This is a genomic window from uncultured Streptococcus sp. (genome assembly GCF_905372115.1).
GTDB lineage: Bacteria > Bacillota > Bacilli > Lactobacillales > Streptococcaceae > Streptococcus.
In genome coordinates, this window is sequence record NZ_CAJPNR010000040.1 from 1 (window position 1) to 19,702 (window position 19,702).

Here is a 19,702-nt window from a genome sequence, read left to right on the forward strand (position 1 = left end):
TCAGACCAAGCTTCCAAGATAGACAGATGCTTGATGGCTTCTTCTTCACTTTCTCCAACCTTATAGCGAGACTTGAAGTAGTCAGAGGCAATTTGGAGCAAGTCTGCATTGACATTGTCTACCGCATCGACACGGACTCCGTCAAAGTTAGCAGTCAGATCATTGGCTACGATGCTTCCGAAGTTCATCATAAAGTGCAGCCAGTTGAGTTGCTCAGCCTGAACAGCTGGATTAGAGTTGTCAAAGTCGTTGGCTAGCAGGAACTCATAACCGCCAGTTGACTTGTCAATGAAGTACTTAGGTGTACCAGTTTGGTTGGTAGGTGTGCGGTTCAGGATACGGTACTTAGAATTAGCATGAGAAGTCTTATCACTATTGGTATAAAGCAGAGCTCCGCCTTGCAAGTGGTCCTTATTAGTACCAGTTGTTTCAGACTCTGTCTTGATATTCCAGTTTGGCTGAGTTTTGACAAATGTGCCCATCAGTGTTCTCAGCCATTTAGTATCGCCTTCTTTACCGATTCTTTCTTCAATTTTGCGCTGAACCTGCTGAGAAGCACCTGTCAGGATAGCTTGTTCCACTTTGTTTTCAAAAGCTCCTGCTCCCAAACCTTGCTGGTTCATATAGTTGAGATAGCTAACCTGCGTTTGCTTATCAGGCCACCAAGCCATTAAAAGCGGACGCAAGTCAGTCTCTGTAGACTGAGTCCATGTTTTTCCATCCTTGAGGATAGCTTTTGGACGATACCAGCTATCTGCTGTCAGGTAGCCGTCAACTGTTTCAATATCCTTTTCCGTAGTGCCATGGAAGGCATTCATTCTGGTAAATTCATTGTTAAGACTGCTAGTACCTTGCTGGAATTGATACTCAGCTGAATCAACCAAAGCTCCGGTCTCTGCATCGAAATAAAGAATTTTTCCATTGAGTTCAACTGCAAAATTCTTTTTAACTGTGCCGTCGTCCTGAACATAGTATTTCTTGCCATCAATGGTCTTGATGTGAGCCAGCACATCATCATCATGCTCAGTATTAGCAGGCGCCGCTTGAGCTTGAGCAGCACGCATTCTTTCAGCTATTGCTCCCTGTCTTTGAGCCGGTTCTGGCAAGCGATCTTTCTTTGCAACCTTTGGATTTGCAACAATCTTGTCTGTAACAGTCTTCTTTGCTTGTTTGTCAGCAGCTTGCTTTTGAACAGTTGCTGGACTTGCTTGTCTATCCTGAGCAATTGCTGCAGTTTTAGCAGTTTCTGATGTTGCGTTAGCTGCTTTGGTTTCTTCAGCAACGGCTGCCTTTTCTGTAGTTATTGCTTCTGCTACTGCCGGCTTAGCTGGCTCTTGAGCATCTGTTTGAGCTGTTGCTTCCGTATTTGCTGCAGTCTCAGCAGTCTTTTCACTGGCTACAGCAGCATCAGTCTCCTTGTCTGCAGAAGTTGCTTTTTCTGCTTCCAGTGGAGAAGCTGAGTTGGCTTGTACTTGAACTGGCTGCCCTGAACCGCTATCCTGAGCTGCAGCTGGTTCTTGAACTGCCACCTGCTTAACATCATCGGCATGGACAAGACCTGCTTCGAGACCAAGTACTTTTGGTGCTACAATAAGTGCTAAGGTAGTCACACCGATGGCTACCCAGTTCTTCTTAACTTTATGCATCTTATAATGAATTTTTTTCTCCATCATAAAACCTCCTTCTGAATTTGGTATAAAGTTATACTCTTATTCTAGTATATTTTTAGAAATGAGTCTATTTTATTTGCACATCTGCAACTGTGATCGGCAAATTCTTTCAAACTGAGCTTTGAGCTTCTGGGCAACACCAAAGGAATCTAAGAATTCCAAAAAAGATAAGCATTGCTCAATATCGTTTAGAGCATGGCTATTCCCAACCTTGTAGGAATAAAGGGCCCTATGATACTTAATCAGCATCCGTTCATAGAGATCTGTCTCAGGGATTTTAGAATGATCAAGATAATTGAGGAATCTCATAGCAACCTGCAAATGGTTTCCCTCTATGCAGACGCTGATAACATTAAGCAGCATCTTGATAATACGCCGGCGGTTCTCTGGTAGGTCATTATAAAACTGGGTGCGATTAATCATCTCACTAGCAAAGGTCTCCAGTGTTTCCAAGGTCAAGAGATCCACACTATTAGTAAAGAGCCAGAGTTCATAACGTCCCCACTCCTCGACGGAAAAGAGATAATCAGTCAACAATTCTGTATCTTTCTTGCTAATCTGAAAATCTGGACTGCAGGAAGACAATACTGCTCTAACAACAATTGTATTGAGCCTATAGTTCTTCTTCTCAGGGAACTTTTCAGCCAAAGCTTCTGAGCTAGCCAAAATACTTTGGAGCTTGACGACATTGTTTTCTTGATAAGCATCAGCTACTTTTTTTGAGAAAAGCGCATCATCTGCCTCAATGTAGTTATGGTAAACATACTGGAACTCGTCTAGAGAAACAGCCATATTCTTTAAACAGCAATAGAAAGAATCAAGCGTGATACCGCTGACTCCCCGCTCAAAACGGGACAATTGAGCCACTGAAATATCTCCGGCCGCCGCTTCTTTAAGAGACATGTTTTTTGATTCTCTAATGACTTTGAAAATTTTTCCAAATGTTTTCAACATACCGAACCCCCGGTTTCATATATGCAATAAAATTTTTTACTAAATTTAATATACTAGTAATATATTTCTGTTTTGTTACAAAAAAACTACTTTGTATTTCTAAATGATACAAATAGATTAACTTGAACAATAAAATAACTCAATATAGTGACTTTTTCTGATAATTTTATGGTTTTCAAGAAAATGCTAATTTTATAAGAAAGTCAGGAGGGTTCAACCTGACAACTTGAAAATACTGACTTTTTCTAATCTAAGTCTTTGACTAATACAAAAATAAAATTGGATTATCTAAGCTTTTCTAGAAAGTTGAAATAAAATTGTAACACAATCTGAGTGAACATTTTTTAGATATGAATGAAAGGAAGTAAAATGAATCCACCTAATGAACTAAAATAGATTTGACTAAAAAAAGAGGGAATAGAATCATAAAACTCCCCCTCTTCTATTCCCTTCTGTATCAGTCAGACCAATCAACCATGTGGTCATACCCTTCGTCTATGGAATAGCCTATACTACCACGATAAGAGTATTCTAACAACGATACTGACCCTTCAGTCAGGTCTTGGTCACTGTCGTTCTTGTTTAACTGGACTAACTTTCCGTCCTTGACTTTGGCAAAAAATTGCTGTTTACTAGTAACATTATCCTTGTCTCTCTCTTCTATCTCAAAGACATAGTTTCCTGTCTGAAAGAGGGAATAGTCCATATCATGCAAGAATTTTTCTCCTGAATCTGAATCAAAGAGTCTTTGCTTCAGATTCAGCTCAATTCTAATACTGATCCAAACATCTTCTTTTTCTAGCAATTTCTCATCAGTAAGATCAAAGAGAGAATTTAACTTGAAATCTTTTTCCTCAAAGCTCTTGGGTTTTAAGCGCTTAGGATTAGTTATGTACTCTACAGAAACCTCTGTATTCCCATAATGAGGAATGATATTAACACTCTCATCTATATTATCTAGACTTTTTTCTACATTTTCTTTCGTTTTGATTAGATTTTCTTGACTATTTTCCTTTTGGAGAATAACTCGCAGGATGGGAGAAGGTGTTGTTTTCGGATCAATAAACGCAGCTTCTTCAATGCCTCCTGCCTTATTGACTCGAACTTCTTCATAAAAAGAATGCTTGCCAATAGTTACTTTAAATTTCCCGATTGGGTATATATCATTAAAGTCTGGATTATTCGAATCTTCTTTCTCGTATCCACTTGGTACAGCCTCTACCTTAGCATCCATATCCCGCTTTTTGTACTCCTGCTCCAAGCTGCTGAGAACTCGGCTGGTTCGTGTTAGTTGAGGAATGATAGGCTGAAAAAAAGCTACAACCATGAGCAAAGTTAGCATGCCATTAACCACATGCCCTGCCCAGAGCAGTGCCTTCTTTCTTTGTCCTTTGAGTCCATACCGAGCGTAAAGATAGCTGAGGAAAGACAAAATCGAGCATAGTGGCACAACCCCTATCAACCAGCGATAAGGTTCTATGGTTAGCGTATCTTTCAAAGCAGAGATGAATGGAAATAGCTGAAACAACAGAGTCAGAATTAAACTGATTGGAGCCAGATGAAGCGAGTCCTTGCTTGTCTTTATACTCTGAATCAGCGAACGAAAGCTCAAAATCAGATAAATAAACAGATAGATTAGAACAATACACTTAAAAATCATACTAAACATCATAAAATGCATTAATATGCTTGTCTTGCCTGAACTCAGAAATTCTATAGTAGATAGCATTAAAACTATAACTGCATAGCCACCCAAAGGGGCTATTATTATAGACAGAATCCAATTAACAATATAAAAAATTGCAAATAAATCTTTAGAGGCTTTTCGTTTTTTCATTACATTTCCTAATTACTATATTATTCGTCTATCATTATAGCATAAACAATTAAAAAACTGGGATTTCTCCCAGCTTTTACATCTGTCTCAATCGCTCCACCCGTTCTGAGATAGGAGGGTGCGTATAGAAAAGTTTCTTCAGTCCGCCTTCTTTTTTGGGATCGCTGATATAGAGAGCTGCACTGGCATCATCAACATGATGTTCCATAGGCTCGCTGCGATCTAGCTTGAGCAGAGCATTAATCATCCCTTGCGGATTGCGGGTCAGCTCTACACTGGAAGCATCAGCCAGAAACTCCCGCTGACGAGAAATGGCCAACTGCACCAAGGTAGCTGCCAGAGGAGCTAAAACGATAGCAATCAGCGATACGATAAGGAGAATAATTCCCAAACCACTATCGTTATCTCGATCATTACTACTGCGCCGTCCGCCACCAAACCACATCATACGGCCAGCCAGGCTAGACAACATAGTAATAGCACTAGCCAAAGCCACAGCAATTGTTGAAATTCGAATATCATAATTGCGAATATGACTGACTTCATGACCAATCACTCCCTCAAGCTCCTCACGATTCATGATTTGCAAGATACCTGTAGTTGCTGCGACAGCTGCATTTTCAGGCTTAGATCCGGTCGCAAAAGCATTGGGAGAGGGATCCTCTACGATATAGACACGTGGCATAGGAATCTGAGCGACCATGGCCATATCTTGAACAATATGATAGAGTTCAGGTGCTTCCTGCTCAGAGACCTCGCGAGCTCCGTTCATAGCCATGACCACTTCTGTAGACTGAAAAATCATCACTCCGGCATAAATCGCTCCGATAATCAAGGCAAGTAAGATACCACCTACAGCAGACCGCAGCCAGAGATAGCCAATAGCTGCTCCAAGTAGAGCCAAGAGACCGAAAAAAGCGATAAGGAGGAGCCAAGTCCTCCTTTTATTGCTGGCAATTTGATCAAATAGCATCTTAGTCACCTAGTCCAGTGCTGCCAAAGTCAACTTTTGGCACAGCCTTTTCTTCTTCTGGTGTCTTGAGGAAGTCTGCAGCTTTAAAGCCAAACATTCCTGCAACAATATTGCTTGGGAAAGTTTCCAGCTTGACATTGTAGTTGCTAGTTACTGAATTATAAAGCTGACGAGAATAAGCGATTTTATTTTCAGTATTGGTCAGTTCTTCCTGCAACTTCAGGTAGTTGGTGTTCGCTTTCAGATCTGGATAGCTTTCAGCTACTGCAAAGATTCCAGAAATCTGACGAGAAAGGGCGTCACTGGCTTGCATGGCTTCGGCTGGTGAAGCAGCTGAAGCTACCTGGTTGCGCAGTTGGGTTACCTTTTCCAAGGTTGCCTGCTCGTACTTGCCATAGCCTTTGACCGTTTCCAAGAGGTTAGGAATCAAGTCATTACGGCGTTTGAGCTGCACATCGATCTGACTCCAAGCTTCCTGAGTCTGCATGCGGCTTTTAACCAAGGTATTGTACGCACCAACAACGAAGAATGCTAAAACCGCGACAATAATAAGAACAATAATAAAAGTCATGATATACTCCTTCAATTTTGATTAGACTTATTATATCAAAAAATAGTAGAACTGTCTTTATCCTTGACATTGATTTAGAAAAGATGTACGATAAAGGAAAGAATAAACCGACTGTCAGTCGAATAAAATTTTACTAATAAAAAGGATGCAAACATGGCCAATAAAAAAAACTTTATCTTAGATACTGCTCAGAAGCTTTTTATGGAGCAAGGCTTTGACCAGACCTCTATCTCCCAGATTTTAGAAGCGACTCAAATCGCCCGCGGTACTCTCTACTATTACTTTTCTTCTAAGGAAGAGATAATGGATGCCATCATTGAGCGAACTATTGAAAGAGCATTTACTGCTTCCCAAGCCTTGGCTGATAATCGTGAACTAACTGTCCTAGAGCGCTTGGTTGGCAGCATGGCTGCTCTGAATCTTAATCATCAAGAGGGAGAGGGAGTGCTGCTGCATCTCAACCAGCCGCAAAATGCACTCCTGCACGAAAAGACCAATCAAATTCTTCTTGAACGGGCACCCCAGATTTTACTTCCCATCATCCAAGACGGTATCACCGCTGGAGATATGAGGACCGACTATCCCTACGAAAGCCTGGAAATGATTTTAACTTATTCGCTTCAAGTTTTTGGCAGCAGTTTTCAGGCTCTACCTACAGAAAAACAGCAGCAAAAACTGCAGGCTTTTCTCTATCTTTTAGAAACTATTTTTCACAGCCGGCAAGGCTACTTCGATCCCTTTCTATCCCTGATTCAGACTCAAACCAGCTAGGAAAATAAGCACTAGATTCACTATTTACACTTACTTGATGTCACAAGATTAGGAGGCAACTATGAAACAATCAGGCTTTAGACTCTTTTTATTGATTTGGATAGGAAGCCTCATTTCAGAAATCGGCTCTGGTATGACTTCTTTCGCTTTGGGTGTTTATATCTTCCAGCTGACCGGTTTGGTTTCTGTTTCTTCTTTTGTTACCCTTTGTGCTTTTCTACCCGGTCTTTTGGTTACTCCTCTGGCTGGAATTCTGGCAGATCGCTATGACCGAAGATTGCTGATGGCTCTGGGAGATGGTCTGTCAGGCTTAGGAGTTCTCTGGATTTACTTTAGTCTGAAGAATCCTGCTTTGATTTTTATCTGTATCGGAGCTGCCATTAGCTCGCTCTTTTCAGCCTTGGTCAATCCAGCCTTTCGAGCTACAATTTCCGACTTGCTACCGGAGGATCAGTTATCAAAAGCAACCGGTTTGTCCCAGATTAATGGCATTGCCCGCTATCTGATTTCACCAGCCTTGGCTGGAATGATTTTGGCGAATGGACATATCAGCACGATTCTGTTGCTGGATTTTTCGACCATTTTCGTGACAGTAGCCTGCACCTTGCTCGCTCGTAGGGCCATTGATTCGCAAGTTTATAGCAGTGATAGTCGTTTCTGGGCTGATTTCCTTAAAGGTTTTCAAATCGTCTATGGAAAAAAAGGCATCTGGTTTTTAGTCTTAGCTGGAACAGGCTTTTCCTTCTTTTTGGGAACAGTCCAAATCCTGCTTTCTCCCTTGGTGCTGGCTTTCGCAGATGCCAAAACAGTCGGCTGGGTCATGACCATCTCCAGCAGCGGGATGCTGATAGGAGGCTTAGTTCTGGGGATATTTGCTATCAAAAAACACTTCCATCGTATGCTCTGTCTCTCACTATTTCTACTGGGACTCTTCATGGTTGGGCTGGGAATGAAGGAAAACTTCATCTGGATTTGCAGCTTTGGCTTTCTCCTCTTTGCTGCCCTACCTTTCGCCAATACAGCCATTGACTATCTGGTCCGCATCAATATTAACAAAGCCGATCAAGGCAAGGTCTGGGGGACCATCGGGATTATTTCTCAGCTGGGCTATGTGCTAGCTTATGCCGGCATGGGTTGGGTCGCGGATACTCTTTTCAAGCCATCACTGACTTACTTTGGCTGGCTGGCAAATTCTGTCGGAAAAATCATCGGTGTTGGCGGAGGCAGAGGCTACGGTCTGCTCTTTATCCTATCCGGTATCTCTATCAGCATCGGTGCTTATCTGCTCTCCCGAGCACGTTCAGTAAAGGAGCTGGAATATGTTTCAACGCTTGATAAAAAATGATTTAAAAGAAAACAAAGTCAGCATGCTAGTCATCGGGCTTTTCCTGCTTCTGACTCTGACTCTGAGCTTTGCAGCCACTCGCCTGACCGTTAGTCTCACTAGCTCGATTGAGCGCTTTGTGGAAACAGCTAAAAGTCCTCACCTGCTACAGATGCACAGCGGAAGCGTCGACCGAAAACGGCTGCAAAACTTTGTCCAGCAGCATCCGGAAATTGCCTCTTGGCAGCTGACAGACTTTGTCAATGTGGAAGGGTCAGCCATACACATCAATGGGCAGGGCTCACTTCAGGACAGCTCCCAGGATAATGGCTTTTCCAGTCAGAACCAAAACTTTGACTTTCTGCTAGATCAGAATAACCAGCCAGCCCAGCCTCGACCAGGGCAAGTTTATATCCCCCTTTATTATTACAATAGCGGAAAAATCAAAATCGGTGACCAAATAAAGGTCGGCAAGCTACAGCTGACTGTCCAGGGCTTTATCCGAGATGCCCAGATGAATGCCGGTCTAGTCTCTTCCAAGCGTTTCCTCATCTCGCAGACTGATTTGCAGACTCTGAAAAAAGAAACATTTGCATCTAATGAGAAGCTGATTGCCTTTCGAGTGCATAAGCTTAGCCAAATCTCAGCTATCGAGCAAGCCTATAAAAATGCAGAGCTTGAGTCCAATGGACCGCCTATGATTACCTATCCGACTATCAAGATGATTAACGGCTTCAATGATGCTCTAGTCATCCTAGTCATGGGGCTGCTGGTTGTGGCTATCATTAGCATCACCTTTCTCTGCATGCGCTTTGCCCTCTTGACCAAAATTCAAGAAGAACTGCAGCAGATTGCAGTTATGAAGGTGATGGGACTGCCCCAAAGCTTTATCAGCAGGGTCTACCTGACCAAGTATTATTTCTGCCTAGCTCTAGCAACCATCGCAGGCTGGGGACTATCCTTTTCTCTAAGTGCTCCTTTTAAAAAGCAGATGGCACTGTCTATGGGGCAAAGTCCGACGCCCTTCTATAGCTATCTTCTGGAAATGCTAGTAGCTCTGTTGCTCTGTCTCTTGGTCTTCTGGCTGACTGCCCGTCCTCTCAGCTCCTTTAAGAAAATGACACCCGGCCAAGCTCTAAGATTAGCTTCTTCCAACAGTCTGACCGAGACGCGTTCTACTCCGAAAATGGGATTACCAACTATCCCCCTCTTAGACAGACCCTATTTAGCTCTGAAAACGATTCTGAATCATAAAAAACTCTATTTGACTATCTTGCTCATTGTCAGTCTGATTAGCCTACTTATCCTGCTGCCAGCCAGTCTCTACAGTACTGTGATGGACAAAAATTTCATTCAGTATATGGGAGCTGGTCAGTCAGATGTGCTGGTTGATATTTCTCAGACTGATGATATCGATACCAAGGCTGCCCAGCTTCTGAAAGAACTGCAGGCAGACAAGGATATCGCAGAGATTAATCAGTACCAGAGCCAGAATTTCTCCTATCAAGACCAGCAAGGTCAAACACAGCAGTTGCGGGTAACTTTGGGAAACCATGCAGGATTTCCAGTCAAATACAGCCAAGGCCGCTATCCTAAAAACGAGCATGAAATTGCCCTCTCCAAGCTTAAGGCAGAAGAGCTCAAGCTAAAAGTAGGAGACAGCTTGACCTTGACAGTAGACGGTCAAGCCAGAAAACTAAAAGTAGTCGGTATCTACTCAGACCTGACCTACGGCGGCAAGACCGCCAAGGCTGTCTTTGTGACAAAGCAAGCGCAAACACTCAATAGTCTGACGACCATCCGTCTTAAAGATGCTAGCAACAAAGCTCAAAAAATCAACGAATGGAAAAAACGCTATTCTAACTATAAATTAACCGATGTAGAAGACTTTTTCCATCAGACTTTTGATGACACGCTAGCCATGCTCCGCCTGATTCAGACCAGTGTTTTCTGGACAGGGCTCGGCATTGTCTTCATCCTTATGACTCTCTTTGTCTATATGATTTTCACCAATGACCAAGCTGACTTGGCACTTTATCGGATGCTGGGATTTGGCAGTGAACGACTCAGGAGCCACTACCTGCTCGCTGTCTGCTTCATCTTGATGCTGGCTTTGGCAATAGCCGACCTGCTGCTCCTTAGTCTAGGGCAAGAAGTCTGCAGTCTGCTGCTCAGCAGCTTCGGTATCAGCAAACTCCAGCTCATCATCAATAAGTCCCTTACTTTTCTATGGACACCGCTGGCTCTGCTTCTTAGCGGACTTACAGCAGCACACATCAGTCTCCGAGCTCTGAACAAGCTGGAAATTGGACGCTATCTCAAGGAACATTAATCTTAAGCAGATAGCTTTCGAGCGCTTAGCATTTATTTTACATCCGAGGAGAAGCCTATGTTATTAGAAGCACATAACCTCAGCAAAAGCTATCAGGAAAATCAGGAGCCCATTCTCCGTGATTTGTCGCTGGAGATTGAAAGCGGCCAATTCATCGCCATCATGGGGCCGTCTGGTTGCGGGAAATCCACTCTTCTCAATCTTCTATCCACTATTGACAGACCTGACCAAGGACAGATTCTTTACCAGGGACAGGACTTGCTAGCCATGAAAGATAAAGACTTAGACCGCCTTCGCAGAGAGGCTTTCGGCTTTGTCTTCCAGCAGGCAACCTTCCTGAAAAATCTCAATATCCTAGACAATATCTGTCTACCGAGTATCATTGGTAAGAAAAGCAATGAGCGAAAGGCAGCCTACGAAAGAGCCAAGGAATTAATGGCTCTGACTGGGATTAAGGACATTGCTCACCGCTCTATCCATCAGGTATCGGGCGGCCAAATCCAGCGAGCCGGCATCTGCCGCTCTCTCATGAACCATCCTCGAATCATTTTTGCTGATGAGCCGACTGGAGCACTCAACTCTCAGGCTAGCCGTCAAGCTATGGAGCTCATGCAGCACTTCCACCAGCAGGGTGCAAGTATTCTCCTAGTGACGCACGATGCCAGCGTGGCTACCTATGCAGACAAGGTGCTGCTTATTTTTGATGGTAAGATAGAGAAAGAAGTTCTCTTTGACCCAGCTGCTAATCAGGATCGGCGCCAGCTGCTCTTGGCGGAGCTCAATCAGATTGGCATATAAGAAAAGAGGCCCTTCGGCAGAATGCTGGGGTCTCCTTTTTATGATATAATAGGATGAATACTGACAGATAAGGATGAAACTATGACACCGCAAGAATTTTACCAGCTATTGAGCCAGCAGGGAATCGAGCTGACCGACCGCCAGAAAGATCAGTTTGAGCGTTATTTTGAACTCTTGGTCGAATGGAATGAAAAAATCAATTTAACAGCTATCACTGAGAAAAACGAAGTCTATCTCAAGCATTTCTATGATTCAATTGCCCCCGTTTTGCAAGGCCTGATTGATAATCAAGAGCTCAAGCTGCTGGATATCGGAGCCGGTGCTGGCTTTCCTAGCCTCCCTATGAAAATTATCTATCCTCAGCTTGATGTGACTATCATTGACTCGCTCAACAAACGAATCAACTTTCTCAAACTGCTGGCAGAGGAGCTCGAGCTGGACAAGGTTCACTTCTACCACGGCCGTGCAGAAGACTTTGCTCAGGACAAGGCTTTTCGGGCTCAATTTGACCTGGTCACTGCTCGTGCGGTTGCTCGGATGCAGGTTCTGTCTGAGCTGACCATTCCCTATCTAAAAGTGGGTGGCAAGCTCCTAGCGCTCAAGGCTTCAAATGCTCCAGAAGAACTGGAAGAAGCAAAAAATGCCCTCAACTTACTCTTTAGCAAGGTCCGAGACAACCTCAGCTATGCCCTACCAAACGGGGACCCCCGCTTTATCACAATGGTGGAAAAAAAGAAAGAAACACCCAACAAATACCCCCGTAAAGCCGGTATGCCAAACAAAAGACCATTATAAGAAGAAAAGCAAGCAATTCAGTAATTGCCTGCTTTTTAAATGCTTCGTTGAGATAAGTCGAAAAGAAAACTGAGGTATAAAGAACTCAATGGCGCGACCGCTTTCTTATTTGATAGTAGATCAAGAGAACTAAAAATGACAAGGTCTGAGCCACGGTGATTCGAAGACTAAGTAGCTGATCCGTTCCGTTTTTTGATAGGACATGAAGCAGATTAACCACCGTGTTATTAACAAAATGAACAGCCATGCCCATATAGAGACTGCCCGTCATCTTAGCCATAAGAGCAAATTGAAGACCAATCAGAAAACTAGTGAGAACTAAGATCAAACTATTAATCCAGAAGCCTGTCAAGCTCATTTCCCCATCAAGCAAACTTCTGAAGGGTGCCATGATATGCCAGAAACCAAAAAGGAGACTGGAAAAAAGAGCTGCTTTTATAAAGCTGTATTTTCTTTCAAAAACTTTTTGAAAGAGTCCACGGAAGATTCCTTCTTCCATGAGGACATTGATGAGATTGCCTGCCAGACAGATCAATAGAAAAAGAAGGCCCCTCTGCTGGCCGATATTGCCATTGATTGAATAAGCAGATACATAGAAATCAAGCCCCAGAAAATTTCCTCGACTCAGCAACACAGCGATTTCTACCAGATAAGCTAAAGCAAAAAATAAAATTCCCCAGATTAGACCTAGACTAACACGACGGAACAAGTTTTTTGTCCCCAAGCCAATTTGTTTGAAATTCAGGCCGTAAAAACGCAAAGCTGGAACCAGGAGTACCAGTCCTAGGAGTTTGTGGACAAAAGATTCTCCCCAAAATGTCTGATCCGTCCTCAAAATCATGTATTCTGCAATCCGCAGAATACAGCAAACCAAATAAATAATCAAAACAACTTGAATCTGTCGGACATATTGGTCTTTAATTCTTTTTATTTTCATACTTTCTTATTCCCCTTTCCTACCTCCACGGGTTATAAAAGCGGCCGTGATTGACAGCGAAGAGTACAAAGCAAAGCAATAGAAAGGCGACTGCCAGTGTCAGCACCAGCATATCTCGTTTGCTTAGAGCCTGATAGGTATACCAAGTCCGTTTTTTATTCTTGCCGAAACGGCGCAGTTCCATGGCGGTGGCAATGGTGTTGATACGCTCTAGTGAGCTGAAAATCAGCGGAATGATAATCTGCAGATTTCCCTTTACGCGCTGAGCCAGTTTGGCTTTCTTGGATAATTCCTGCCCGCGCGCTTCCTGAGACATCCTGATGAGGAAAAATTCTTCCTGCAAATCTGGAATATAGCGGAGCGTCAGACTGACCGCGTAAGCAATTTTATAGGAAATACCAAGCTGATGCAGGCTGGAAGCAAACTGACTGGGATGGGTTGTCATGAGGAAAATCACTGCCAGAGGTATGGTCGAAACATACTTGAGCAGGAGATTAAAGAGGTAGAACAGCTCCTGAGCTGTTAGATTATAAGCTCCCCATCCGGTCCAGAGGACATCTTTGGCTCCATAGATATCGACACCATACTGAGGGGCAAAAAGATAGACCATCACTAAATTAAGAGCAGCAAAGGATGCCGCAAAGACTAAAACAAATGAAATGTCTCGGATGCGGATATGGGACAGCCGAAAGAGGCAGAGAGACAGCAGGGCTAGCCCCAGCAAAAAGCGAGTATCATAGCTAATCATGGCTGCCACTGATACCAGAACGAAGAAGAGCATCTTGCTGGCACCGGACAGACCATGAAGAAACGTCTCGCCTGCATGGTAGCCGATTAATTTTCGCTGATTAAGCATGCTTGTTCTCCTTTTCTCTCATATAAAACTCGGTCAAAGCCAGAGGGTCGGCACCAATCTTCTCAGCCAGAGCAAAGATTGACGTTTCCTTTAGATGAGCCGCCGCAATCAACTTCTGATCTGTCAGCACCTGCGCAGGCGCCTTATCGGCTAAAATCTGACCATCCACCACAACCACTGCCCGATCTGAGTAATCCAGCATCAGCTGCATATCGTGCGTAATCATGATAATGGTATGTCCCTGCTGATTGAGCTCGTCCAGAAAGTCCATCATCTCGGTATAATGGCGTTGGTCCTGGCCAGCTGTCGGCTCATCCAAGAGGATAATCTCAGGATTTAACACCAAGATAGACGCAATCGTCACCCGCTTCTTCTGGCCGAAAGACAGGGCCGAAATCGGCCAACTACGGAATTCATAGAGTCCACAGGTTTTGAGAGCCGCATGGACTCGCTCTTCGATTTCAGATTCTTCCAGTCCGCGCAAGCGCAAGCCTAAAGCCACTTCATCAAAAATCATGGCTGCCGAAATCATCTGATTGGGATTCTGCAGGACATAGCCAATCCGCTCTGCTCGCTCCTTGATGGAGTCTCCTTTGATATCCTGACCCTGCCAGCTATAGCTCCCCTCAGTCTCGATAAACTGACAGAGGGCCTTGGCCAGGGTTGACTTACCAGCTCCATTTTTACCAACGATAGCTATCCGCTCACCCTTGAAAACCTTCAGGCTCATATCCTGCAGAATAGGCTTGCCGCCGCTCTGGTAAGCAAAGGAAACATGATCCAGTTCCAGCAAGGGATCCTGAGGCCCTTTGTCAGAGTCAGACCAATCCCTGCCCTCAAAGGTCACATCTGCCAGCTGCAGCTGATCCAAGCGGGACAATCCTTCCACCTTTTCTACATCAAAGCCTAGCTGGCGCAGGGTCGTAATGTAGAGCGGCTCGCGGATTCCATTTTCAGCTAGCAGCTGAGTTTTGAGCAGGTCATCCGGCTGTCCATCAAAGAGAATGCGTCCGTCATTGACAAGCACTAGTCTGTCTACCGGTCTGTAAAGAACATCTTCCAAACGGTGTTCGATAATCAGAGTTGTCGTTGCCGTCTCCCGATGAAGCTGGTCAATCAAATAAATGGTATCCTGACCTGACTTGGGATCCAGATTTGCCAAGGGCTCGTCAAAGAGCAGAATAGGACTCTCGTCAATCAAAACCCCAGCCAGACTGACGCGCTGCTTTTGACCGCCTGATAGATCCTGGGGACGATGCTGCAAAAGCTCCGCTAAATCCAGCTTCTCTGACCAGGTTTTGACTTTTTCGCGCATAAGCGACAGCTCCATCACATCATTTTCCAGCGCAAAGGCCAAATCTTCTGCTACGCTAAGCCCGATAAACTGGCCATCCGTGTCCTGCAAAACCGTGCTGACAAGATTAGACTTATCATAAATGCTGGATTCAAAGGCTGGCTGCCCCTTAATCAAGAGCTGACCACTGGCCTCACCTTTATAAATGTTGGGGATAATCCCATTGAGGCACTGACCCAGCGTTGACTTACCAGAGCCAGATGGACCGACAATCAGAACCTTCTCCCCCTCGTAAATAGTCAGATTGATCTGCTTCAGGGTTGGTTCAGACTGGGCCTGATATTGAAAGCTAAAGTCTTCAAATTGGATAATTGGTTTTTTCATCTTATTTCTCTATAGTGCCAGAGCGATTTGAATCGCTAGATTGGCAATCTTATCTTTTTCGTCTAAGTCTGCATGATTGGCCAGGTTGCGCATATCCCAAGCTTCCTCAGACAAGTGGTCGGCTGCATAAAAGAACTGGCAGACGGATATCTCTCGAAAAGCTGCTAAAGCCGCTACTGCGGAACATTCCATGTCCACACAGATAGCTCCCTCAGCCTTTCTCTGGCGGAGTTTAGCTGGTGTCTCACGGTAAATGCCGTCTGTCGTCCAGACCTTGCCCTTGCTATGGGAAATCCCGCGCTCATCCAGAAAAGCCGTCAAAAAATCTTTCAAGCCAAGATTGACTTCCAGCTCACGGCTAGCCGGCTGGTAATGATAGCTAGTCCCTTCATCACGCAAGGCAGCTATCGGGATAATGACGGACGTTTCCTTAATCTCCTCATCCAAAATGCCGCAAGTCCCGAAAAGTACCAGTTTTTTCATACCAAAAGCAATCAAATCTTCCAGAATAGCCACACAGGCCGAAGCACCAACTGGTGCATTGAAGAGGGCCAGTTCCCGTCCATCCGCGAAAATACGATAGATAGGAATTTCAATATTTGCCATGCTGGTCGTCGTAATCAGTTCATGATCAAAATACGCCAGCATCCGCGCGAAAGTCTCTCTGGCAAAGCAAGAAACAACCGTCTCCGGAAAACCCTCTATGGATTCATTCAAGTCTTCTGGGTTGATGATGGCCTTGCGACTTTGGTCAAATTCTTCAAGTATCATAGGCTTGCTCTCTTTTCCCTTTCTTCCTGATGAAACAACCAGCAGAACTCTGCTGACTTCATCTTACCATTGTATCATAAAAATGCGGTCTGCTGAACGCTGCCTGCATATTTTCTACATAGGAAAAGCCATAGGCAAGCTCTATAGCTACACGTGAAGTGAATGTTTTGTCCAATGATTTTCCAACAAAAAAGACTGGGCAGAACTCCCAATCTCATCTTACATAAGGGCCGTTGCAGCAGTAATCAAGCCAAATACAATGCCCGGCATATTAGCCGCTGCCAAAGGAATGTCCCGCTTCTCTTTAAATAGACCATAAATGACCCAGAGAGTACAGTTTAGAGCAGCCACTGAAGGTTGGATAAAATCACCCTTGTTGCCAGCTAGATTATTCATAATCTGTGGGATGTAGGAAACATACATCATAACAGACATAAAAGTAGCCACCCATCCCAAGATTAGCATGTGTTTTTCTTTCATTTCGTTCTCCTTTTTATAAAACTGACCTCTATTCTATAGTTTCTTTTTGAAATTTTCAAGATATTTTCAATAATGTTATCAAATCGAAAAGAGTCACAAAATTGTGAGAACTGCTGACAGACCTAAAAAAGCCGCCTTTTGGCAGCTCTGTTAAGATTCAAAAAGTAGATTTTCCTAGCGCTAAAACTTCGGTTCTCCGTCGGGAAGCTGATCCAAAATGGCTTCCAGTTCCAGTCGACTAAGTGGCTGAATCCGGATCTGGCTGGAATCCAGATAGCTACGGTGAGTCTCTGGAATCTTCTCCAAAAAAGCTTTTAAATCCTTTGTTGTCAGATATTTATAGCCCTGCGGACTGCTGCCATCCTCTATCAGGATATGAAGATGCCATTCCATGTCTTGACTAGCACCGCTCTCAATCATCTCTTTAACCAAGTATCCCTTGGGCATGGGCTGAGTTGGAAGGACTGTGTCTACTCCTTCTGCCAGAACATAAGAACCCAGGTATTTCCCACCCTGATCCTTATAATACTTAGGAGTAGAAAATTGACTCTCAACCTGCTGCATCTCAGCCATCTGCCTGCCAAACTCCTCCACAGGATCTTCAGCCTTGAATAGTTCCAGAAGTTTTTCCTGCGACATGTACAAATCATGAGCATAACCTTCGAAAACATGCATAGGCGCAGCTGCAACTCTGGCATCGTTCAGGCCGTAGAGAATATCCGCTTCAAAATCAATATTAAAAATCCCGTCAGCAGTGTAAGTGGTGCCGTATTCGTCAACAATATCCTGCTTCATCTTCTGAGCCAAACGACTCATAAAGAGAATAGCCCCTTTCCAGTCGCCTACCGTCGATGGTGTCAAGACGCGGATCTGATAGGTTTCTCGGTCTGGCAGATAATAAACTTCAAACCCTCGGCCTGCCCCTTCCCAGTAGACAGCCAGAAAAGTTCCGACCTGATCCAAGGATTGATAAGCCTTATCGCCCTCGAGTCCTACAACCTCAAGACCTTCTACTAAGGAAACTAGAGACAGGGGTGTCTCGACGGCCTTATAGCTAAACAAGCCCTTTCGGTTCTGAATGTAAAAAGAAATACTCATACCATGCTCCTTTCTAACTACAAAAAGCCTTTCTAAAAGCTAGAAAATGCAAAATCAAAACTCAATACAAGTACAAACTAGATTTTCTCCAAGACTTTTAGGGATAAATCCCATCCGCAAAAACGGACTCTGGTATTAGTATAACATTTTTGGAAGAAAAAGACGAAAAAACCTGTATCCATGAAGATACTTTCCGATTGAAAGCTTCATCAATACAGATTCTAAGAATATATTTGAATTTCGTAAAAAGGTAATGAATAAATTTCTAAGAAAGCAAAACTCATTCTGAGTACTTCTTACTTTTTATCCTGCTGTGTCAGCTCCTGATTGTAGGACAAGGCTAGACCAATCCAGTAAAACAGTTCTTTTTGTCCTTCGCCATCTAAATCAATATAGCCATGATAAAGCCTGCCTTTCATCACTGTGACACTGGCACCATTTTTAGGCAGGACCTGCTTTTCCATTTCCTTACCGATGCGCACCATGACAAGCTCCTGACCTCTTTCTGAACTCACAGTAACGGTCATCTTACCTCGGACCATAAAAGCCAAACCACCAAACATCTTCTTCTCTTCCACCTCTTCTTCAAAAACATGAGGGGGAAGAACAGTAGCTAAAATGGCACGGACTTGCTGGGCTAAGGATTCACTATAAGCCATCCTTCTACCTCATTTCATCACATCCCAGCCGATACCAAAGCGGTCAATCAAGCGGCCATAAAACTCTGCGAAAGCTTGTTCCTCTAAAGGATAGAGAATTTGCCCACCTTCAGCAAGCTTGGCAAAGAGCTCATCGGCTTCTTCTCTACTGTCTGGGCTCAGAACTAACCATTGATTGGGCTGGTGATTGCTAGGAATTGATAGGTCGTTAAAAATGCCTACATCCTCACCATTCAGGGTTAAGTTTTCCGTATCTAAGGCAATCCAGGCAATCTTATCTCGTTTTTCTGCAGGAAAGTTTGCTGGATCCATCATCTCACTGGCTCGGACAAGTCCCTTTATCTCAGTCTGAAAAAGGTCAGCATAAAAACGAAAAGCTTCTTCGGCCTGACCATTAAAACTTAAAAACACGTCTAATTTCATTATTGTTCCTCCAATTTTTTATATCTGAGAATAGATCTCTAGTATCAGTTTATCAATTAAGATAAAAATTTTCTTATTCTCAATTGCGCTTGTTTGGCTAGGGAACGCATGATTAAAACTGGAAGATTAACTGTAATAGGTGGATCGCTGGGCAAGGGCCTGCGCATGCTGATTTCCTCTTGATAGATGCTATCGCCTGAAAAAGTGAGAGGCTCATCGCTGCCCCATCGAAAGTTATGCTTCAAGACATAGTTTTTAGTTAGGCGTAAATCCTCCAGCAATTCACAGGCCAAAAGATAGTAGCGACCATCGGGTACATTTTCAAAAGTAAACCGGCCCTCCTGACTCAGTGCGACTCCGATAACCGGCTCTTCTTTGGGTATGCGGGTTTTAAAAAGCCCGACACAGCTAATGCGTGGTTCATACCCCTCAGGATAAGATAGCGCCACAGTCAGCCTATTGCCACTTTTACAGTCGGGATCCTGATGCAATAAAGCTCCCTTCTCATCCAGCTGTTTGACCATAAAATCATAAGCCTTGGTTGATTCCTGATAATATTTTTTAGGCGAAAGTCCAGTATGCCGCTTAAAAGTATTGGAAAAACTGCCTAGACTATCATAACCAGCTTCCATAGAAGTCTCGGTCACATTTTGCCGTCCTTCTACAATTTCCTGAATCCCTTTTTCCATCTTAAGAGCTTCCACATATTGCTTGATAGAAAAGCCCATCTTTTTCTTGAAAGTTCTGGATAGATGGGAAGGACTATAATGGAAAT

The 19,702-nt window shown here is 43.8% G+C and carries 19 protein-coding genes; 5 read left to right on the forward strand and 14 right to left on the reverse strand.

Annotated elements, in window-relative coordinates:
* The 5 genes from QZ169_RS09320 to QZ169_RS09340 all read right to left on the reverse strand — a co-directional run.
* A partial coding sequence (locus tag QZ169_RS09320) for a glycoside hydrolase family 70 protein (protein ID WP_295506578.1) occupies positions 1–1,673 on the reverse strand: 1,673 nt, incomplete at its 3' end.
* A 69-nt stretch (positions 1,674–1,742) separates the two neighbouring features.
* On the reverse strand, positions 1,743–2,624 hold the full coding sequence (locus tag QZ169_RS09325; RefSeq protein ID WP_295506580.1) for a helix-turn-helix domain-containing protein: 882 nt from the start codon (positions 2,622–2,624) through the stop codon (positions 1,743–1,745).
* A 457-nt stretch (positions 2,625–3,081) separates the two neighbouring features.
* The gene (locus tag QZ169_RS09330) at positions 3,082–4,461 is read right to left on the reverse strand and encodes an ABC transporter permease (protein ID WP_295506582.1); all 1,380 of its coding nucleotides are present in this window, start codon (positions 4,459–4,461) and stop codon (positions 3,082–3,084) included.
* A 76-nt stretch (positions 4,462–4,537) separates the two neighbouring features.
* Complete coding sequence (htpX, locus tag QZ169_RS09335) at positions 4,538–5,434, reverse strand: zinc metalloprotease HtpX (protein ID WP_125405526.1); 897 nt, start codon at positions 5,432–5,434, stop codon at positions 4,538–4,540.
* A 1-nt stretch (position 5,435) separates the two neighbouring features.
* A complete protein-coding gene (locus QZ169_RS09340; RefSeq protein ID WP_002915741.1) occupies positions 5,436–6,005 on the reverse strand; it encodes a LemA family protein in 570 nt (189 codons plus the stop codon).
* 153 nt (positions 6,006–6,158) lie between these two features.
* On the opposite strand from QZ169_RS09340, the gene QZ169_RS09345 reads away from it, so the two are divergent.
* The 5 genes from QZ169_RS09345 (at position 6,159) to rsmG (ending at position 12,025) form a co-directional block, all read left to right on the forward strand.
* Positions 6,159–6,776, forward strand: a complete 618-nt coding sequence (locus tag QZ169_RS09345) for a TetR/AcrR family transcriptional regulator (protein ID WP_295506585.1) — start codon at positions 6,159–6,161, stop codon at positions 6,774–6,776.
* 61 nt (positions 6,777–6,837) lie between these two features.
* Positions 6,838–8,121 (forward strand): MFS transporter, encoded by a 1,284-nt coding sequence (locus QZ169_RS09350; RefSeq protein ID WP_295506586.1) that lies wholly within the window; start codon positions 6,838–6,840, stop codon positions 8,119–8,121.
* Positions 8,096–10,432, forward strand: a complete 2,337-nt coding sequence (locus QZ169_RS09355; protein ID WP_295506588.1) for an FtsX-like permease family protein — start codon at positions 8,096–8,098, stop codon at positions 10,430–10,432. Before QZ169_RS09350 ends, QZ169_RS09355 begins: the two co-directional genes overlap by 26 nt.
* Positions 10,433–10,489: 57 nt before the next feature.
* Positions 10,490–11,230, forward strand: a complete 741-nt coding sequence (locus QZ169_RS09360; protein WP_295506590.1) for an ABC transporter ATP-binding protein — start codon at positions 10,490–10,492, stop codon at positions 11,228–11,230.
* An 81-nt stretch (positions 11,231–11,311) separates the two neighbouring features.
* Complete coding sequence (gene rsmG, locus QZ169_RS09365) at positions 11,312–12,025, forward strand: 16S rRNA (guanine(527)-N(7))-methyltransferase RsmG (RefSeq protein WP_295506592.1); 714 nt, start codon at positions 11,312–11,314, stop codon at positions 12,023–12,025.
* Positions 12,026–12,110: 85 nt separating this feature from the next.
* Here rsmG and QZ169_RS09370 read toward each other — a convergent pair whose 3' ends face one another.
* From QZ169_RS09370 to QZ169_RS09410, 9 genes are all read right to left on the reverse strand, one after another.
* Positions 12,111–12,962, reverse strand: a complete 852-nt coding sequence (locus QZ169_RS09370) for a CPBP family intramembrane glutamic endopeptidase (RefSeq protein WP_295506594.1) — start codon at positions 12,960–12,962, stop codon at positions 12,111–12,113.
* Positions 12,963–12,981: 19 nt separating this feature from the next.
* Complete coding sequence (locus QZ169_RS09375) at positions 12,982–13,818, reverse strand: energy-coupling factor transporter transmembrane protein EcfT (RefSeq protein WP_295506595.1); 837 nt, start codon at positions 13,816–13,818, stop codon at positions 12,982–12,984.
* Positions 13,811–15,496 (reverse strand): ABC transporter ATP-binding protein, encoded by a 1,686-nt coding sequence (locus QZ169_RS09380; RefSeq protein WP_295506597.1) that lies wholly within the window; start codon positions 15,494–15,496, stop codon positions 13,811–13,813. Before QZ169_RS09380 ends, QZ169_RS09375 begins: the two co-directional genes overlap by 8 nt.
* Positions 15,497–15,505: 9 nt before the next feature.
* Entirely contained in the window at positions 15,506–16,267 is a 762-nt protein-coding gene (locus QZ169_RS09385; protein WP_295506598.1) for a nucleoside phosphorylase, read from the reverse strand.
* 219 nt (positions 16,268–16,486) lie between these two features.
* Entirely contained in the window at positions 16,487–16,747 is a 261-nt protein-coding gene (locus QZ169_RS09390) for a SemiSWEET family transporter (RefSeq protein ID WP_002898091.1), read from the reverse strand.
* Between the two features lie 180 nt (positions 16,748–16,927).
* Positions 16,928–17,845 carry a DUF4299 family protein gene (locus QZ169_RS09395; protein ID WP_295506600.1) on the reverse strand — a complete coding sequence of 306 codons (918 nt, stop codon included), beginning with the start codon at positions 17,843–17,845 and terminating at the stop codon, positions 16,928–16,930.
* 296 nt (positions 17,846–18,141) lie between these two features.
* Positions 18,142–18,504, reverse strand: coding sequence for a TfoX/Sxy family protein (locus QZ169_RS09400; protein ID WP_295506602.1), 363 nt, complete (start codon positions 18,502–18,504; stop codon positions 18,142–18,144).
* 9 nt (positions 18,505–18,513) lie between these two features.
* On the reverse strand, positions 18,514–18,927 hold the full coding sequence (locus tag QZ169_RS09405) for a VOC family protein (protein ID WP_295506604.1): 414 nt from the start codon (positions 18,925–18,927) through the stop codon (positions 18,514–18,516).
* A 56-nt stretch (positions 18,928–18,983) separates the two neighbouring features.
* Positions 18,984–19,702: helix-turn-helix transcriptional regulator (locus tag QZ169_RS09410; RefSeq protein ID WP_295506606.1), on the reverse strand; the 719-nt coding region annotated here is incomplete at its 5' end.

Excerpts from the sequence above, each read along its gene's own strand:
- QZ169_RS09325 (WP_295506580.1), bottom strand. The coding sequence starts at position 2,624 with ATGTTGAAAACATTTGGAAAAATTTTCAAAGTCATTAGAGAATCAAAA.
- QZ169_RS09330 (WP_295506582.1), bottom strand. The coding sequence starts at position 4,461 with ATGAAAAAACGAAAAGCCTCTAAAGATTTATTTGCAATTTTTTATATT.
- htpX (WP_125405526.1), bottom strand. The coding sequence starts at position 5,434 with ATGCTATTTGATCAAATTGCCAGCAATAAAAGGAGGACTTGGCTCCTC.
- QZ169_RS09340 (WP_002915741.1), bottom strand. The coding sequence starts at position 6,005 with ATGACTTTTATTATTGTTCTTATTATTGTCGCGGTTTTAGCATTCTTC.
- QZ169_RS09345 (WP_295506585.1), top strand. The coding sequence starts at position 6,159 with ATGGCCAATAAAAAAAACTTTATCTTAGATACTGCTCAGAAGCTTTTT.
- QZ169_RS09350 (WP_295506586.1), top strand. The coding sequence starts at position 6,838 with ATGAAACAATCAGGCTTTAGACTCTTTTTATTGATTTGGATAGGAAGC.
- QZ169_RS09355 (WP_295506588.1), top strand. The coding sequence starts at position 8,096 with ATGTTTCAACGCTTGATAAAAAATGATTTAAAAGAAAACAAAGTCAGC.
- QZ169_RS09360 (WP_295506590.1), top strand. The coding sequence starts at position 10,490 with ATGTTATTAGAAGCACATAACCTCAGCAAAAGCTATCAGGAAAATCAG.
- rsmG (WP_295506592.1), top strand. The coding sequence starts at position 11,312 with ATGACACCGCAAGAATTTTACCAGCTATTGAGCCAGCAGGGAATCGAG.
- QZ169_RS09370 (WP_295506594.1), bottom strand. The coding sequence starts at position 12,962 with ATGAAAATAAAAAGAATTAAAGACCAATATGTCCGACAGATTCAAGTT.
- QZ169_RS09375 (WP_295506595.1), bottom strand. The coding sequence starts at position 13,818 with ATGCTTAATCAGCGAAAATTAATCGGCTACCATGCAGGCGAGACGTTT.
- QZ169_RS09380 (WP_295506597.1), bottom strand. The coding sequence starts at position 15,496 with ATGAAAAAACCAATTATCCAATTTGAAGACTTTAGCTTTCAATATCAG.
- QZ169_RS09385 (WP_295506598.1), bottom strand. The coding sequence starts at position 16,267 with ATGATACTTGAAGAATTTGACCAAAGTCGCAAGGCCATCATCAACCCA.
- QZ169_RS09390 (WP_002898091.1), bottom strand. The coding sequence starts at position 16,747 with ATGAAAGAAAAACACATGCTAATCTTGGGATGGGTGGCTACTTTTATG.
- QZ169_RS09395 (WP_295506600.1), bottom strand. The coding sequence starts at position 17,845 with ATGAGTATTTCTTTTTACATTCAGAACCGAAAGGGCTTGTTTAGCTAT.
- QZ169_RS09400 (WP_295506602.1), bottom strand. The coding sequence starts at position 18,504 with ATGGCTTATAGTGAATCCTTAGCCCAGCAAGTCCGTGCCATTTTAGCT.
- QZ169_RS09405 (WP_295506604.1), bottom strand. The coding sequence starts at position 18,927 with ATGAAATTAGACGTGTTTTTAAGTTTTAATGGTCAGGCCGAAGAAGCT.